Origin of the sequence: Pseudomonas silesiensis, assembly GCF_001661075.1 — a bacterium.
Taxonomy (GTDB): domain Bacteria; phylum Pseudomonadota; class Gammaproteobacteria; order Pseudomonadales; family Pseudomonadaceae; genus Aquipseudomonas; species Aquipseudomonas silesiensis.
Genome location: NZ_CP014870.1, coordinates 4,099,290 through 4,116,057 on the forward strand (window position 1 = coordinate 4,099,290; position 16,768 = coordinate 4,116,057).

Annotated in this window: 13 protein-coding genes; 8 read left to right on the plus strand and 5 right to left on the minus strand. The window is 57.6% G+C overall.

All coding sequences use genetic code 11. The features are described 5' to 3' along the window. Positions 1-68: 68 nt before the first annotated feature. Positions 69-881 carry a helix-turn-helix transcriptional regulator gene (locus tag PMA3_RS18175; protein WP_064678476.1) on the plus strand — a complete coding sequence of 271 codons (813 nt, stop codon included), beginning with the start codon at positions 69-71 and terminating at the stop codon, positions 879-881. Between the two features lie 144 nt (positions 882-1,025). Here the strand turns inward: PMA3_RS18175 and PMA3_RS18180 are convergent, their stop codons facing one another. From PMA3_RS18180 to PMA3_RS18190, 3 genes are all read right to left on the minus strand, one after another. Then, positions 1,026-2,252 (minus strand): maltoporin, encoded by a 1,227-nt coding sequence (locus PMA3_RS18180; RefSeq protein ID WP_064678477.1) that lies wholly within the window; start codon positions 2,250-2,252, stop codon positions 1,026-1,028. Positions 2,253-2,463: 211 nt separating this feature from the next. After that, complete coding sequence (pgi, locus tag PMA3_RS18185) at positions 2,464-4,128, minus strand: glucose-6-phosphate isomerase (RefSeq protein ID WP_064678478.1); 1,665 nt, start codon at positions 4,126-4,128, stop codon at positions 2,464-2,466. 393 nt (positions 4,129-4,521) lie between these two features. Continuing rightward, positions 4,522-5,526, minus strand: coding sequence for a LacI family DNA-binding transcriptional regulator (locus tag PMA3_RS18190; protein ID WP_082930365.1), 1,005 nt, complete (start codon positions 5,524-5,526; stop codon positions 4,522-4,524). 459 nt (positions 5,527-5,985) lie between these two features. On the opposite strand from PMA3_RS18190, the gene PMA3_RS18195 reads away from it, so the two are divergent. From PMA3_RS18195 to PMA3_RS18215, 5 genes are all read left to right on the plus strand, one after another. Next, positions 5,986-7,545 carry a sugar ABC transporter ATP-binding protein gene (locus PMA3_RS18195; protein WP_064678479.1) on the plus strand — a complete coding sequence of 520 codons (1,560 nt, stop codon included), beginning with the start codon at positions 5,986-5,988 and terminating at the stop codon, positions 7,543-7,545. Next, positions 7,542-8,564: an ABC transporter permease subunit gene (locus PMA3_RS18200; RefSeq protein WP_064678480.1), complete on the plus strand. Its 1,023-nt coding sequence runs from the start codon at positions 7,542-7,544 to the stop codon at positions 8,562-8,564. Before PMA3_RS18195 ends, PMA3_RS18200 begins: the two co-directional genes overlap by 4 nt. Positions 8,565-8,610: 46 nt before the next feature. Further along, the gene (locus tag PMA3_RS18205; RefSeq protein ID WP_064678481.1) at positions 8,611-9,537 is read left to right on the plus strand and encodes an ABC transporter substrate-binding protein; all 927 of its coding nucleotides are present in this window, start codon (positions 8,611-8,613) and stop codon (positions 9,535-9,537) included. A gap of 116 nt (positions 9,538-9,653) precedes the next feature. Continuing rightward, on the plus strand, positions 9,654-10,313 hold the full coding sequence (locus PMA3_RS18210; protein WP_064678482.1) for a nucleoside/nucleotide kinase family protein: 660 nt from the start codon (positions 9,654-9,656) through the stop codon (positions 10,311-10,313). Positions 10,314-10,417: 104 nt separating this feature from the next. After that, on the plus strand, positions 10,418-11,356 hold the full coding sequence (locus PMA3_RS18215) for a carbohydrate kinase family protein (protein ID WP_064678483.1): 939 nt from the start codon (positions 10,418-10,420) through the stop codon (positions 11,354-11,356). 69 nt (positions 11,357-11,425) lie between these two features. Here PMA3_RS18215 and PMA3_RS18220 read toward each other — a convergent pair whose 3' ends face one another. Then, entirely contained in the window at positions 11,426-12,121 is a 696-nt protein-coding gene (locus tag PMA3_RS18220; RefSeq protein WP_420848516.1) for a tRNA (adenine(22)-N(1))-methyltransferase, read from the minus strand. 252 nt (positions 12,122-12,373) lie between these two features. On the opposite strand from PMA3_RS18220, the gene PMA3_RS18225 reads away from it, so the two are divergent. Next, the gene (locus PMA3_RS18225) at positions 12,374-14,500 is read left to right on the plus strand and encodes a TonB-dependent receptor family protein (protein ID WP_064678485.1); all 2,127 of its coding nucleotides are present in this window, start codon (positions 12,374-12,376) and stop codon (positions 14,498-14,500) included. A gap of 104 nt (positions 14,501-14,604) precedes the next feature. Here PMA3_RS18225 and PMA3_RS18230 read toward each other — a convergent pair whose 3' ends face one another. Further along, positions 14,605-15,375 (minus strand): APH(3')-II family aminoglycoside O-phosphotransferase, encoded by a 771-nt coding sequence (locus tag PMA3_RS18230; protein WP_064678486.1) that lies wholly within the window; start codon positions 15,373-15,375, stop codon positions 14,605-14,607. Positions 15,376-15,699: 324 nt separating this feature from the next. Between PMA3_RS18230 and PMA3_RS18235 the strand changes: the two genes are divergently transcribed. Then, complete coding sequence (locus PMA3_RS18235; RefSeq protein ID WP_064678487.1) at positions 15,700-16,764, plus strand: alpha/beta fold hydrolase; 1,065 nt, start codon at positions 15,700-15,702, stop codon at positions 16,762-16,764. Positions 16,765-16,768: the final 4 nt, after the last annotated feature.

Sequence of the window (16,768 nt, forward strand, 5' to 3'; positions counted from 1 at the left end):
CTGGACGCAGCGCCCATGCACCGGCTTTCAAAAAACCGACCTGACTTTTGTACGCCGTCTTCATTACTATGGTGTTCATGAACCCTCGAAACCACCTGCCGCCCTCGCTCCTGACCGAACCGGTCCGCCGTGTCGAGGCCGGGCCCTGGACGATCGAATTGTTGCCCGGCTCCGCCTACGCTGCCCGATACGTGGCGAGCCATGCGGCGATCGGCTTTGCCTTCGACAGCCAGCAGGGTCTGCACGCCATCGGCAGTGATCGGGTGCTGCCGTTCGTTGCCACGCCGAACGGCCTGGCATTTGTCCCTGCCGGGTGTGACGTGTTGTCCGAGTCGGCCGAAGGCGGTGAATATCTGCGGGTCGTGCGCGCCGACGGTATGACATTGATCGGGGATCAGCCATTCAACAATCGCATCGATCCGCAGGCTATCAGCCTTGCGCTGCGCATGCGCAATGCGCTGTTGCACGCCTCGATGGACGACGATTGGGAGGCCTGGGCGCTCGCCCTGGCTGAACGGGCCATGGCGCAGCAAGTGTTGCCGACGCCGCCCCGGGGCTCTATCACTGGCCGCCGCATGCGCCTGCTGGATGAATTCATTGACGCAGGTCTTGAAGGGTCGCTGAGCGTGCAAGCGATGGCAGGACTGCTTGAATTGTCCGAAGGATTTTTCATGCGGGCGTTCAAGCAGGCCACGGGCAAAAGCCCACACAGCTACCTGATCGACCGACGACTTGCCAAAGCCCGCGCCCTGCTGCGCGATTCGACGGCCGGCCTGTCCGGGATCGCCCTCATCTGCGGTTTCAGCTCCCAGGCGCACATGGCGACGGCTTTCAAGCAACGGCTGGGAGTCAGCCCGGCGCAATTACGAAAGCGTCCATAGAGCCGTAAAAAACCGTTTCCCGCTTCAGTCTGTGATTACCTGAAAGACAGTAGCGAAGTGTTGAAGCGACGCGTCGAACACTGGGTCCGCCGGACCGCTATGGATCCCGACCCGGAACCCATAGCGTACCGTCATTCCGGGCGTTTATTTCCACCAATACTCGACCTGGACCCCGACGTTGGAGCCGTGCAGGTCTGTGCCAAATGCACCGGTATCAGACAGAGCCGATCCTGGAGACTGCAAGCCGGCGGCGCGTTGCGCAGCTTTGTTCCAGGTTGCGTAGGTGTAATAAAGGCGAATTTCCGGTCGGTCCCAGAACCCCGGTCCCTTCGGCGACCAGGTCGGCGCGACGGTGTATTTAGTGAGTTTTCGGGTACCGTCTGCGGCTTCAACCTGGTCGCGCCCAACTTCGGTGATCAACTTGAACTGATCCGTGATCGCATAGATTGGCCGAACACCAACGGATAACCAGTTCTGGTCATCACCATCAGGACGCGTGTCTTTTTGATATACCAATTCGACCTGGCCACTGAAGGCATGGGTCATTTGCCAATCGAAAAACTCCACGACCCGCCAGCTCTTGTTGCTCTGATCCAGCGTGGAATCACCGGTGTAGCCCAACGCGGTGCCCGGCCCTCGGCCGTATTGCACCGCGAACTTGTTGATTCCGCCCAGAAACGCGACCTGCTTGTGCTGGGCGACCACCGACCAGCCCTGATGAGCGTCCTCGCGACTCGGCTTGTCCAGATAGCTGACGCCCAACTGAACCTCGCCACCGGGATTTGTGTTGAATCCGCTAACGGTTACATCATGCCGGGTAACAAAATCCTTTTGGAAGACATTGTCCTTGCGCGAGAACACGTAGCTGTATTTCAGATCTCCCAATGCGACCTGATCGAACCCAAAGCCCGTTGAGCTTTGGTTCCAATAGAAGTAGTCGGAAATATTGATGTCGTTTCGGTTGTAGTAACGACGGCCCGCCCAGAAAGAACCACCATTCAATGCCGGCATCTTGCTCCACTCTGCATAGAGCTGACTCATTCGCGTATAGCCGTGTTCTCCGTCAAATTTCGGCTCATGGCCATACTCGTTGTAAAACTGCGCCATGCCCTCAACGCTTAGCACCGAGCCGTCGTCCAGTGAAAGCAGATCCTGGCGCAAGTCCAACTCCAGATATTGCTCACATTCGTTGCCAAGACGATATTTGGATTGTGCGCCGGGCAGCTGAAAACACGACTGTTTCCCCCCTTGGGTCGAATCCCCTACCCCGGTTCGGAAATAACCACTGAAATCGGCTGAATATGCATCGACAGGTAAAAAACCGACAGCAAAGGACGCACCCAGAACTGCACTGAGAGTCTTGACGTTCATTTATGACACCTTTCGTTTTTATAGTTGTTGGATAAGGCTGATAATGCGAGTAACACTTTTTATACGCGTGCGCAGCTAACACCGCACACAGACGCTCCGACGCAATGCCAAGTTAAATCAGACAGAAAACACACCACCTCAGGTTGACTAAAACATTAGAAAAACCAGGTGGTGCGAGTGCAAAGTAATGACGGAAAAACTTAATTAGCTTCTAACCCCGATGACGTCCCCGGAAGAAATCTATCAGCCCCTGCGTCGAGGAATCATCTGCCGGTTCCGCGTCATAGCGAGTCAGAAGGTTGTAGACGCTGTTGCCCAGTTCCTTGCCCAACTCCACGCCCCATTGATCAAACGAATTGACTCCCCAAATGACACCCTGGACAAAGACCTTATGTTCATAAAGCGCAATCAGCGCCCCCAGGCTATGTGGATTGATGACTTCAAGAGCGACTGTATTACTTGGCCGGTTACCGGGGATTACCTTATGCGGCGCCAGCCGTTCAATTTCACTGGATGAAAGGCCTTTGGCTTTTAGTTCTGCCTCGGCTTCACTAAGGGTCTTACCGCGCATCAGCGCCTGGCTTTGAGACAAGCAATTGGCGTACAACCATTCCTGATGGTCAGCCACTGGATTATGGCTGACCACCGGTACAATGAAATCAGCCGGAATCAGAGGCGTGCCTTGGTGCAGCAACTGATGGTAAGCGTGCTGTCCGTTACATCCCACGCCGCCCCAGATGACCGGGCCAGTGGTGTAGGAAACCGGCGTGCCGTCACGACGGACACTTTTACCGTTGGACTCCATGTCCATCTGCTGCAAATGCTTTACGAAGTTGCGAAGGTTGTGGTCATAGGGCAAGAACGCATAACTTTGCGCCCCCCAAAAGTTGTGATACCAAACCCCGAGTACCGCTAAAAGAACGGGAAGGTTCTGTTCCAGCGGTTCATTCAGAAAATGCTGATCCATCGCGTAGGCGCCGGACAGCAGTTCCTTGAAGTTAGCGATGCCAATGGCCAGCGCAATTGGCAGTCCGATTGCCGACCATAGTGAATAACGACCTCCGACCCAGTCCCACATGGGGAAGACGTTGGCTTCACGGATGCCGAAATCCAGCGCAGCCTGGCGATTACTGGTCACGGCAATGAAATGGCGATACAGCTTCTCTTCCGTCCCGCCCTTGGCCAGGTACCAGCTTCGACACGCGTGCGCGTTCTTCAAGGTTTCCAGAGTTCCGAAGGTTTTGCTGGAGATGATGAACAGCGTTGTTTCCACGTTCAGATCGGCTGTCACCTCTCGAAACTCATTGCCGTCGATGTTAGCCAGGTAATGGCACCGCACCCCATGGCGAGCGAAAGGCGCCAGGGCTTCAGAGACCAGCTCCGGGCCCAGAAACGAGCCGCCGATACCAATGTTCACGACATCAGTGATGACCTTGTCGTTGTAACCACGCCAAAGGTGGCTATGGATACGGCTCACCACGTCGGTCATCTGCGCCAGGGCACCATGCACATCGCGCATCAGGTTGCGGCCATCGACCATCAACGGCTCCCCCACTGGACGCCGCAGCGCGGTATGCAGCACAGGACGTCCCTCGGAACAGTTGATTTTTTCTCCACTGAACATGGCGTGCGCGGCCTGTTCCACGCCAGCCTCACGCGCAAGGTTTACAAGCAATGAACGCGTCTGGTGAGTGATCAGGTTTTTGGAGTAATCCAGAAACAGCCCGCAGCCTGCCAGGGAAAAATCCTGGAAGCGTTGACCGTCATCCCGAAAAGCATCGCGCATACTGAAATTGTTCATGCTCTCCCGGTGGTCGAGCAGCTTGCGCCATGCCGGCAATGCAGTCACATCACTCGCTTTGTTGTAGTTATTCATGCTCAGTCTCTCTTTGCCAATCCGGCTTGCGCCGTCTGATCCAACGATTCCAATCTGATTGTTTTATACTTCTGCGAACGCACAAGTGCCCGGCAGCAGTACGCGCTACAGTGTTTAATTACTCTGCATTATCGGACTTCATTCCAAGAGATCGGAATTTACCAACGCGATCTAAATAGATCCAATCTCAATAATAAAACCATCAAAACCTGAAAAAAAACCGAACGCCGGTCACCCAATAAAAAAGTGAACTTATGCAAATGTGCACGACAAATGGAAAACGAGGTACTGGCTGCTTAGTTTCAAAGTCCACCCAGGCGGCCAGACGTGGAAATAATCAGAATAATTCACGCCCGCAACCGCCAGTTCATCAGGATCAATCCCTGAGTACAATTATTTGGGAAAGCCGCAAGAGTCCCGCTGAATTAAAGAGGGTTTCAATCGAAGCGTCTGGCGGCGCCCCTCAGGTTGCTTGATACGCTTCAATAGTAGCTTCACCGCCTGGGCTCCCAATTCCTCGAGAGGTTGCGCCATAACGGTCAATCGGGGGCTAAAAGCATCCGCCCAGTCGAAGTCGTCAAAGCCGACCAGCGCGATGTCCTTTGGCACTTCAAGGCCTGCTGCACGAAGAGCCTGCATCGCACCAATGGTCATCAGATTGTTGGCAGTCATGATGGCGGTCGGCGGGTGCTCCAGCGCCAGCAAACGGCGAGTGGCTTCCATGGCCGGCGCAATCGCCGATTCACCACAGCAAACCAATTGCTCGTCGTAGGCAATTCCAGCCTCGGCCAAGGCCGCACGGTAACCGTCAATTCGCTCAAGAGAAGAAGACTGGGTCAATCGTCCGGAGACCATCCCGATACGCCGATGTCCAAGTTTAATCAAATGTGCAATCAACTCTTGAGATGATTGCTTGTTCTCCACCCCCACCTGATCGAAAGACGTCGACAGCAGCCGATCGATAAGAACCGTGGGTATGTTGTTGGCCTTCAAGTAATTGAAGACTCTATTTTCCGGATCATACTCCGAGGCCAGTACAATGCCGTCAACCCGTCTTTCATGCAGTGCCTTGACCGCTTTGAGCTCTTGCTCCGGATCTTTTTGCGTATTGACCAGTATCATCATCAAACCGCTTTTCGCGCAGGCCGCTTCGATGGCACGTACTGTTTCACTGAAGTAATAGTTTGACAGCGTAGCGATCGCCACCCCTATGGCCCCTGAAGAGGAACGGGCCAGGGACCGTGCGAGCGAGTTTCGAATATAGCCTACGGCCTCTACAGCCTGATTCACGTTACGAACGGTGTCCGGATGTACTTTGCGAGTACCGTTGAGTACATGGGATACCGTAGACATTGATACGTTTGCGGCCCGCGCGACGTCACTCATCTTTGCGCCCACTGTGTACCACTCCTTTCTCACGTGAATTCATGGATAGCGCCGGGCTCATGCCCGGCACCAAGCCATTGTAAAGCTCACGGCGAGAAAATGTGTCGCAAGCTCCGGGAATCGATGCCGGGACAGGCGTGCGATGTCGGGGCAGACCCAGCGAGGTGCGCTGCAGACCGACAGCGGGTGGGGCGAGATGGTGGACTGCGCTATGCAGCATGGCCGGGCACTCCTTTTTTATTATTTTGGCGATTCCCTGGCAAACGGTTAACGGGAGCGGGGACGCTGTCGAAAAAAGCATAGCCGAGACGAAAGCGCTTGCGCAAGCGCTTTCCTAACTTTCAAAAATCCCTCCACAGACAAAGGAAAGCGCTTGCGCAAGCGCTTTCCTTTGAACTATGTTTGTCGAACAAGAACAACCGATGAGCGGCTTCACCGCTTCTCAAATCGGTAGATAAGGAGTCAACCGCTATGCTGAATACCGGATCTGAAAGCCCTCCCCCTGCTCTATTGGAAATGCGCGCCATCTCCAAGTCATTCAATGGCGTACGCGTCCTGCATGACATCGATCTCAGTATCTTCCCCGGACAAATCCACGCGCTGATGGGCGAAAACGGCGCCGGAAAATCCACGCTGATGAAAATACTGTCGGGGGCCTATATCGCCGACAGTGGCACTGTCCGGATCGATGGATGTGATATTCGACATTACGGCCTCAATGAGGCGAAGCGTCACGGCATCTCGGTCATCTATCAAGAGCTCAGCTTGTGCGCGAATATGAGCGTGGTCGAAAACATCTACCTGGGTAGAGAAATTCGTCGATGCGGCGTTATTAACCACAAAGCCATGACCGAAGGTGCGCAGGGTGTACTAAAGCGACTTGGCGTTACTTTCGATCCACATGCGCTAGTCGGCACATTGTCGATTGCGGACCAGCAACTGGTTGAGATCGCCCGTGCCATTCATGCCGATGCGCGAATCCTGGTGATGGACGAGCCGACAACGCCGCTGTCTTCAAAAGAGACTGAAAGTCTGTTTACCCTGATTCGCCAGTTACGTGATGACGGTGTCGCGATCATTTATATCAGCCATCGAATGGCTGAAATATACGCACTGTCCGATTTTGTTTCGGTGCTCCGGGACGGTCATTACGTGGGTTCGCTGGACCGTGGCACGCTATCGGCCGACACCCTGGTCCGAATGATGGTGGGCCGCGATGTCTCCGGTTTCTATGCCCATGAGCGTGCCTCGTGTACTTATGAGCAACCGATACTGCGCGTTCGCAACCTGACAGACGGATTCAAGATCAAGGATTGCAGTTTCGATCTTTACGCGGGCGAAATTCTCGGGATTGCAGGACTGGTGGGTTCAGGGAGAACGGAACTTGCCCGATTGATCGCAGGTGTCGATGCGTACGCCAGTGGACACATTGAACTGGATGGCGAAGTTGTAGCCATTCGCTCCCCTCGCGATGCAAGCAATGCAGGTATCGCCTATCTGACAGAAGACCGCAAAGCCTTGGGCCTCTTTCTCGATATGAGTGTCCACGACAATATCAATGTCTGTGTATTGGGAAGTGATGCTTCATTGACGGGTGTTGTGGACCGATCGGCTGGAAACGCACGGGTTAAACAAGCCATTGAGGCACTCAATATCAAAGCCTCCCCGGACATCAATGTCGGCGCGCTGTCTGGAGGCAATCAACAAAAGGTTTTGCTGGCTCGTCTACTTGAAATGAAGCCCAGAGTACTGTTCCTCGACGAGCCTACTTCGGGCGTCGATATCGGAGCCAAAACCGAAATATATAAAATAATCAATGCATTGGCCGCCTCCGGCGTTTGTGTCGTGATGATTTCAAGTGAACTGCCAGAGATTGTTGGAATTGCTGACCGTGTGCTGGTCATGTGTGAAGGAAAACTTGTCGCCGAACTCGGTGACCGCAGCGGTCTTGATATCACACCTGAAACCATTATCGCGTTTGCCACAGGCAGCGACAGCTTGACTCTAGCCAACGGAGACTTAGTCCAATGACTTCCCCACTGCAACGCAAAGTAGCAAGTGACTTCATCACCCCCAATGCACGGAACATCGCCGGACCTGGCGCACAGGAAAAAATGCGCCAAATGATGAGGGTGGCGGGCATGCTCCCGGTATTGCTGCTCCTGTGTGTGGGCTTCAGCCTGATGAGCGACAGCTTTTTCTCGGCGCAAAATTTCTCGATCATCAGCCAACAAGCCTCTATCAACGTGGTATTGGCATCCGGTCTGACTTTTGTGATTTTGACCGGGGGTATCGACCTCTCGGTGGGTTCGATCCTGGCTGTTTCTGCCGTGGTGGCGCTGTTGGTATCGCAAGTTCCCGGATTGGCTGGCCTGGCCATTCCTGCGGGGCTTGGAATCGGACTGCTGCTAGGGCTGGTCAATGGCGTGTTGGTCGCTTTCGGCAAGCTGCCTGCATTTATAGTCACGCTGGGCGGATTGACGGCGATGCGTGGGATCGCACGCCTCATTGGCGAAGACAAAACAGTGTTCAACCCCGATCTGTCGTTTGCCTACATTGGTAACGATACGTTGTTCGGGGTGCCATGGCTGGTCGTGATCGCATTGGTCGTCGTGACGCTGTCGTGGCTCATTCTTCGTCGGACCGTTTTAGGCGTACAGATTTACGCAGTGGGCGGCAATCCTGAGGCCGCACGGTTATCGGGGATCAAGGTCTGGAAAGTCCTGCTCTTCGTTTATGCCATATCCGGTTTGCTGGCGGGTGTGGGGGCGATCATGACGTCCGCTCGATTGATGGCCGCCAATGGGCTGCAAATGGGCCAGTCCTATGAACTCGACGCTATTGCCGCCGTTATCCTGGGAGGCACACGGTTCACCGGAGGCGTCGGCACCATCGTCGGTACGCTGATTGGCGCCCTGATCATCGCGACACTGTCCAACGGCCTGATATTGCTTGGCGTTTCGGATATCTGGCAATACATCATCAAGGGTGTCGTCATTATCGGGGCGGTAGCACTCGATCGCTTTCGGCAGACCGGCGCACGCACCTGAATCCTGTAACACCCCCCTGATATTCCAACAATAAGAGACTGTACTCATGAAGAAAACGATATTGGCCGCGGCTTGTGCCTGCCTGGCATTTAACACCGCTCAAGCGCAAGAATTGAAATCCGTAGGAATAACCGTTGGCTCGTTGGGGAATCCTTATTTCGTTGCGATGGTAAATGGCGCCAAAGCGCAGGCCTTGCAAATCAATCCAGCCGCAAAATTCACCTCAGTCTCGGCCGACTACGATTTAAACAAGCAGTTCACCCAGATCGATAACTTCATTTCATCGGGCGTCAACCTGATTCTTGTCAATGCCGTCGACCCTGTGGCAATTGCGCCTGCGATTGCGAAAGCAAGAAAGGCCGGCATCGTGGTTGTGGGTGTAGATGTCATGGTGCAAGGTGCCAACGCTACAGTACAGACAGATAACGTCGAAGCCGGCAGGATAGTCTGCCAGTACATTGCCGAGCAACTGGGTGGCAAGGGTAACGTTATTATCCAGAACGGAACGCAAACTTCCGCAGTCCTGGACCGGGTCAACGGTTGCAAGAGTGTTTTCGCACAGGCACCCGCTATCAAGGTATTGTCCGATAATCAGGATGCAAAAGGCTCGCGCGAAGGTGGCTACAGCGTGATGCAAGGCGACCTGACGCGCTTCGCAAAAGTCGACGCCGTGTTCGCCATTAATGATCCCCAAGCCATAGGTGCAGACCTGGCAGCAAAGCAACTCAAGCGTAAAGGCATCATTATCGCATCGGTGGATGGAGCGCCCGATATAGAGACAGCACTCAAGAGCGATACACAGATCCAGGCCTCTGCGTCTCAGTCCCCTTGGGGCCAGGCACAACAGGCCGTCACGATGGGCAATGACCTGCTCAATGGCAAAGCCCTGGAAAGCACAACGGTACTGCTGCAACCCTCGCTGGTCACCCGGGCCAATGTCTCGGAGTACAAAGGCTGGCAAGCTGATCATTGACGGTTGAATCCAGCGGCATAAGGATCTTCAGCCTGTGATGCAGGGAATGGCTGCTGCGAGGTGCTCGCAGCAGCCTGAGGAAAGACAGAGCGACGCCTGCTGAAGAGAAATCCGGCATGTATATCTACGCAAACACCCTTGTAAGCACAGCGCTACTCGACTACATCAAGGCACTGCCTGGCTATCGGGTTGTCATTGCGTTAGCGGGACCGCCTGGTGCCGGTAAGTCCACCGTCTCCGAGGCCTTGGCACAAGCCCTTAATAACAGTATGCCGGGGAGCGCAGCGGTCATTCCCGGAGATGGCTTTCATTACGATGACGCGGTTCTCGGATCCTTGAACCTCTTGGATCGCAAGGGTTCCCCCGACACATTCGACGTGGGTGGCTTCAGGAATCTACTGCTGCGGCTTCGTGCGAACAACGAACCCACGGTTGCCGTTCCGGTATTCGATCGACGCCTGGAGATATCCCGTGCTGCAGGACGACTGGTTTCCTCTGAAGTGAAATATCTCATCGTGGAAGGCAACTACCTTCTATTGAACTTCGCCCCATGGTCGTCGTTGAGAAACTGTTTTGACGCGACGATTATGCTGCACGTCGATCGCAAAACCCTTGAGGCGCGACTGCTTGATCGATGGCGGTCATTCGGTTTCGATGAATCGGCCTCGTATGAAAAGGTCAGTCGAAACGACCTTCCGAATGCCGAACTTGTGATGTCGGCCAGCAGCGAAGCCGATTTTACGCTCACCGATGAACAACCCACTGGCTCTCCTTGAGAAACAATCATGCCGTTGACCGACAGCTGCGCTTGATCTGCTATCCGCCTTGCCGCAATTGATCCAATGACAACCTGTAGCGAACCTTTAAAGAGCAAACGACTATGTATCTGGTATGTGGCGAAGCGCTGTTCGATTTCTTCAGTGAGAACGACGCCGGCGCTAAAGTTTCAACAGTGAACTACAGGGCGATTGCCGGCGGCTCGCCGTTCAACGTCGCCATCGGCTTGCGGCGCCTGGGCATTGATGTGGCGCTATTGGCCGGGTTGTCCACCGACTACCTGGGCCGGCGTTTGCGGCAAACCCTGCAGGAGGAAGGCGTGCGCCTGGACTACCTGCAGGACTTCGATGCACCGACCACCCTCGCCATGGTCGCCGTCGGCGCCGATGGCTCGCCGCACTACAGCTTCCGCGGCGAAGGCTGCGCCGACCGCCAGCTGTTGCCCAAGCATTTGCCTGAGTTGGACGCTGGGGTGCGTGGGTTGCATATCGGCTCGTTCTCATTGGTGGTGCAGCCGATTGCCGATACCCTGCTGGCGCTGGTCCGCCGGGAAAGCGGCAAACGCCTGATCAGCCTCGACCCCAACGTGCGACTCAACCCAGAGCCGGATATCGAACGTTGGCGCGAACGGATCAGCACGCTGGTCGAGCATGCCGACCTGATCAAGGTCAGTGACGAAGACCTGAACCTGCTCTACCCCGGGCTTGATCCGCAATGCGTGATCGAGGGCTGGCTGGAACACCGCTGCCAACTGGTATTCCTCACCCGCGGCGGTCAGGGCGCGACCGTGTTCAGTCGCCGCCATGGTACCTGGTCGGTGCCGGCCCATGCCGTGGTGACGGTCGATACCGTGGGCGCCGGCGACACCTTCCAGGCGGCATTGATCGCTTGGCTGACCGAGCAGCAGTCGGATTCGGTGGAGGGCTTGCAGCGCTTGAGCCGAGAACAGATCGACGCAATGCTCGGTTTTGCCGTCAGCGCCGCCGCCCTGACCTGCGGCAAGACCGGACCGGACTTGCCTTTCCGGCATCAGCTGGAGTGAGCTCCGGTCAGGACTGGATGATGCCGAACGCCGGCAAGCATGGCTTTTCGTACACCGCCTGGTCCGGGCTCAAGCCAGCAGCTCGGTGATCCACCGGACCTGCCGGGCGATTTCCTGCACCTTCTCCTCGGGCACGGCCTGCCGCGCCCGGGCGAAGTCGGCCAGGGTGCGCTGCTTGTGGCGCAGCTTGCGCTGCCACTTGGCCAGGAACACCGGGCTGCGTGCCTGCATCTGCAGTGGGCCGAAGTACAACTCCTCGGCGGTGTACAGCACCGGCCCGGCGCGCTCGGCGACGATGATTTCGTAGTCGAAGCGGTTTTCCCGCAGCAATTCCTCGTAGAGGATGTGGTAGTCATTGTCCATCAACCATTGGCGCAGAGGCTGCTCGCCGCCGTTGGGCTGCAGAATCAGCCGCTCCTGGCCGCTCAGGCGCGCCTTGCCACGGTCGAGGATGTCGCGAATCGTCTCGCCGCCCATGCCGCAGACACTGATCGCCGTAATCCCGTCTTGCGGCTCGATCGCCTCCAGGCCACTGGCCAGGCGCACGGTGATTTGCAGGTCCAGGCCATTCTCGCGCACGGTGCGTTCGGCCGAGCGGAACGGCGTCAATGCCACCTCGCCGGCCACCGCCGCCGCGATGGCGCCACGGCGCATCAACGCCACCGGCAGGTAGCCGTGATCCGAGCCGATATCGGCCAGGCGCGCACCGGCCGGCACCTGCGCAGCCACCCGCTCCAGGCGCATGGACAATGTCTGTTCGTTCAACTGCAGTTCCTTTTCACCACGGACGTCCGGCACCTTGGTGCCGGATCGGGGTGCGATTCTGTCGAGCTACGCCGAGCATTTCAAATTTATCGCTGTAACGGCTGAAAACCTTGCCATCCGCCTGAGACTGTATTCAAGCAGAAACCAAAAGCGCTGGAATCTTCGCTCCCTTGAATTAAACATGTGTTTCCTTCGTTCTTCTCTACGTCGCAGTTCTTCACTGCCCGTTCCTGTCCGTCTGGAGTTCTCCCCATGCCCTCGCCCAAATCCTTGCCCGCTGCGATGCTGGGGCTGGCCCTTGCCTGTCCGGCCATGGCCGAGACCCAAAGCCTGGAGCTGGGACAAGTGCTGATCGGGGCTGAGGAGCGCAGCGGCGAAGACGCCTCGATCGAGGACGCCAAGGCCCGACTGGCCGAAGTGCCCGGTGGCACCAACGTGGTCGACCTGCGCCGGCCCCTGCAAGGCCGCGTGGCGAGTAACCAGGATGTACTGGCTTATCAACCGGGAGTCTATGCCCAGTCGGCGGGCAACGAAGGGGCCAAGATTTCGATCCGTGGATCGGGGATCAACCGTGCACCCGGTGCCCATGCCTCAGGGTTGTACGCCATGCTCGATGGCCTGCCGCTGACCGGCCCGGGTGGCACGCCCTATGAATTGCTCGAGCCGCTGTGGCTCGACCACGTGGAAGTGCTGCGCGGCGCCAACGGCTTCGACCGAGGCGCACTGGCGCTGGGCGGCGCCATCGATTACATCAGCCACACCGGCTACGACGCACCGCTGTTGCAGGTGCGCTACGCCATGGGCAGCCACGGCTATCAACAGCGTCAGGTCAGCTCCGGACAGGTGCTGGGCGACTTCGATTATTACGTGGCCATGACCGACGCGCGTGCCGACGGTTACCAGGACCATACCGCCAGTGACAGTCAGGGCGTCATTGCCAACTTCGGCTACCGCTTCAACCCGAACCTGGAAACCCGCTTCTACCTGCGCTACCGCCAGACCGACAACGAACTCGCCGGGCGCGTGACCAAGCACTCCATCGAGCACGACCCACGGGCAGCCAACCCCGCTTACGTGGCGCGGGACGACAGCCGTGAGCAACCGGGCAGCACCTTCATCGGCAACAAGACCACCTACTACATCGACGACGATTCGAGCATCCAGACCGGCCTTGCCTACCATGACTATCCCATGGACTTGCGCGAAGGTCCCAACCGCTTGAAGGTGGCGTACACCGACGTCAGCGGCACCTTCGACTACAAGCGACGCGACACCCTCTGGGGCCTGGAAAGCCAAAGCACTGCGGGCCTGCGTGTGACCAAACACCTGCCCAATGCCGGCGCCAGCGAACGGGTGCGCATCCCCACCGGCAACACCGCCGGCTATGCACCGGGCACGCCCATGCGTAACTTCACCTACCAGGGTTCGGACACCGTCCTGCACCTGGGCAATGATCTGGAGATCGCCGACGACCTGTGGCTGACCACCGGCCTCGCCGCCATCTACACCCGCCGCGAAAGCGCCGTCACCTACCCCCAAGGCGGCGGCAAGACCAGCCTGAGCGACTGGGACTACGCCCCGCGCCTGGGCTTGCGCTATCAGCTGACACCCGAGCTGCAGCTGTTCGGCAACCTCAGCCGCTCGGTCGAAGCGCCACACCCCTGGTCGATGATCTACAGCGCCAACCAGCGTTTCCCGGCCGGTAGCGGCGCCGCCACCGGCGCCCAGCGTGACCCGATCGAGCTGCAAAACCAAACCGCGACCACCCTGGAAATCGGCGGCCGCGGCGACAGCACAATGGGTCAATGGAGCCTGGCCTGGTACTACGCCCAGGTACGCCACGAACTGCTCTCGGTGTTGCCGGATGCCAACGCCACCACGCCCTACGAACTCAACGCCAGCCCCACCGTGCACCAGGGCGTGGAAGCCAGCCTGTCGAGCAACCTGTGGTCGCGAGACGATGGCGGCCAACTGAGCCTGCGCCAGAGCTACACCTTCAGTGACTTCCATTACCGCGACGACGAGCGCTTCGGCGACAACCGCCTCCCCGGCCTGCCGATGCACTACTACCAGGGCGAACTGCGTTATGACTGGCCCCAGGGCTTCTTCGCTGCACTCAATACCCAGTGGGTGTCCAAGGTGGCGGTTGACTACGCCAATAGCTACTACGCCGATCCCTACGCGCTGTTCGGCGCGACCCTGGGCTACAACGCGCCCAAGGGCGACTGGCAGACCTGGCTGGACATGCGCAACCTGACCGACAAACACTACGCCGGCACCGTCACGCCGGGCTACGACGATAAGGGGCTGGATGCGGCACGGTCCACGCCGGGCGAGGGTCTGGCGATGTATGTCGGGGTGTCGTGGAGCTTGCGCTAGCGCTGATCAGGGGCCTGGGCGCCGCGTTTTGGAACTTGAATCGTTGCCTGATCCGAGTGACCGTGACCTGCGCCTGGCAACGTTCTTTCCACTCATTGCAGTCATCAGTAGAACTCATCCAGCAAACAGTAAAATGCTATACGGCGCTGATCTGGCTCCACACCATAAGCGCGAAAAAATGGAGCTCCCCATGCAGGTCCCAAATTGCGCTCAATGCTTCGGGCCGCCAGTGCAAGATCTTGATAGATGTCACTGATGCCTAGTCGGCCGCAGTCGATGTAGCCGGTAAAGCTGCTTCCTTCGACCATGAAATTCGGCAGGCAGGCATCGCCGTGGGTAACCGCAAGATCATATGTTTCAGGGAGCATCGACAGCATCTGTGTGAAAACTTCCTCAGCGGTCCGCCCCTGTCGTTCATCGTCAAAGTCTGCCTCGTCAACAAGCCCGGCGCTCACTCGACTCCTGGCGGCTGCTATGCGCTGCTCCAGGGAGTGGTCAAAGGGACATGTCTCAATTGGCACCTGGTGCAGAGTACGCAGAGCCATCGCCAGGACGCTGATGACTTGGGGAGCAGACAAGTCGTTGGCACTGGCCAGATCCTGTCCGGGGACGGCATTCATGAGTAACCAATGGCGATTGTTTTCTGTCGTCACATCAAGAACCGTCGGCCCAGGCAGGTCTAAGCGGTTCATCCAGCGAAGACGCTCAATCTCTTGCGGTAGCTCACTGTGCGCGCCAATGGGCTCGGACTTCACGAACAGGTGTTTCCCGTTGATGCAGCGAATGCGAAAAACCTCTGCCCCTGACTCTCCGATAGTTTGTCGTTCAATAGGCGCCCCACTGAATGTTTTGGACCATTGGGCAGGAATATACATACTGTCATTTACTCAAGTATTGGCGGATTTACTGCCAGTCGGTTGCATGACACGTAAGACTCCAACCCGATCCGGCGCGAGCAATGCTGCGTGATCGGAGCCGTGTGGCGCCGAATCGTTCTGCCCGCTTAGTTTTTAATCATCCGTAGCGATTCTGCTGCTGCACTGTGTATCAACGTATGTCTAACTGGCATCTTGATACACAGGTTTTCACCCGGCCTACGGTTCGACACAGGCCGGATACGTTGCCGCGTTCAAATGCAACCCAGGTTTCAAAGGGATCATTCAGCCCCCCTTGCCACGGCTTGTAACGGAGACATCAGCATGAAAATGGCACTGCAGGATACAACCGGCAAAACCCGCCGCCGTCTGCTCGGCTCGTCGCTCCTCGCGTTCGCCCTGTTCGGCGTTCTCGGTGCGGCCCAGGCGCAAACCAGCACCGCCGCGCAGCCCGCCGCGACCAACGCCGGCGCCACTCATGCATCCCCCTCTCCGTTCGGCCCGTTGAAGCATGTCAACGCCGGGCTGCTGAACGTGGCGTACGCCGAAACAGGCCCCGCCGACGGGCCGGTGGTCATACTCCTGCATGGCTGGCCGTACGACATTCACAGCTATGACGAGGTCGCTCCCTTGCTGGCAGCCAAGGGCTATCGTGTGTTGATGCCCTATGCGCGAGGCTACGGCGACACGCATTTTCTTTCGGACAAAACCCTGCGCAATGGCCAACCCGCTGCGCTGGCCAGTGACGTCATCGACTTCATGGATGCACTGAAAATCAAGCAAGCCGTACTCGGCGGCTATGATTGGGGCGCGCGTTCGGCCGGCATCGTCTCGGCGCTGTGGCCGGAACGGGTCAAGGCGCTGGTCTCGGTCAGCGGCTATCTGATCGGCAACCAGGCGGCCGGCAAGAACCCGCTGCCACCCAAGGCTGAGTTGCAGTGGTGGTATCAGTTCTACTTCGCCACCGACCGCGGCCGCGCCGGGTACGAGAAAAACACCCACGACTTTGCCAGGCTGATCTGGCAATTGGCATCGCCGCAATGGGCCTTCGATGACGCCACCTTCGAGCGCAGTGCCAAGGCGCTGGACAACCCCGACCATGTCGACATCACTGTATTCAACTACCGCTGGCGCCTGGGCCTGGTCCAGGGCGAAAGCCGCTACGAAGCGCTCGAACAGAAACTGGCCACGGCACCTGCCATCAGTGTGCCGACCATTACCCTGGAAGGCGATGCCAACGGCGCCCCGCACCCGGCCCCCGAGGATTACGCCAAGCGCTTCACCGGCAAATACGAGTTCCGGCTGATCAGCGGCGGCATCGGCCACAACCTGCCCCAGGAAGACCCGCAGGCGTTCGCCAAGGCGGTGATCGATGCGGATCACCTGTGAGGTC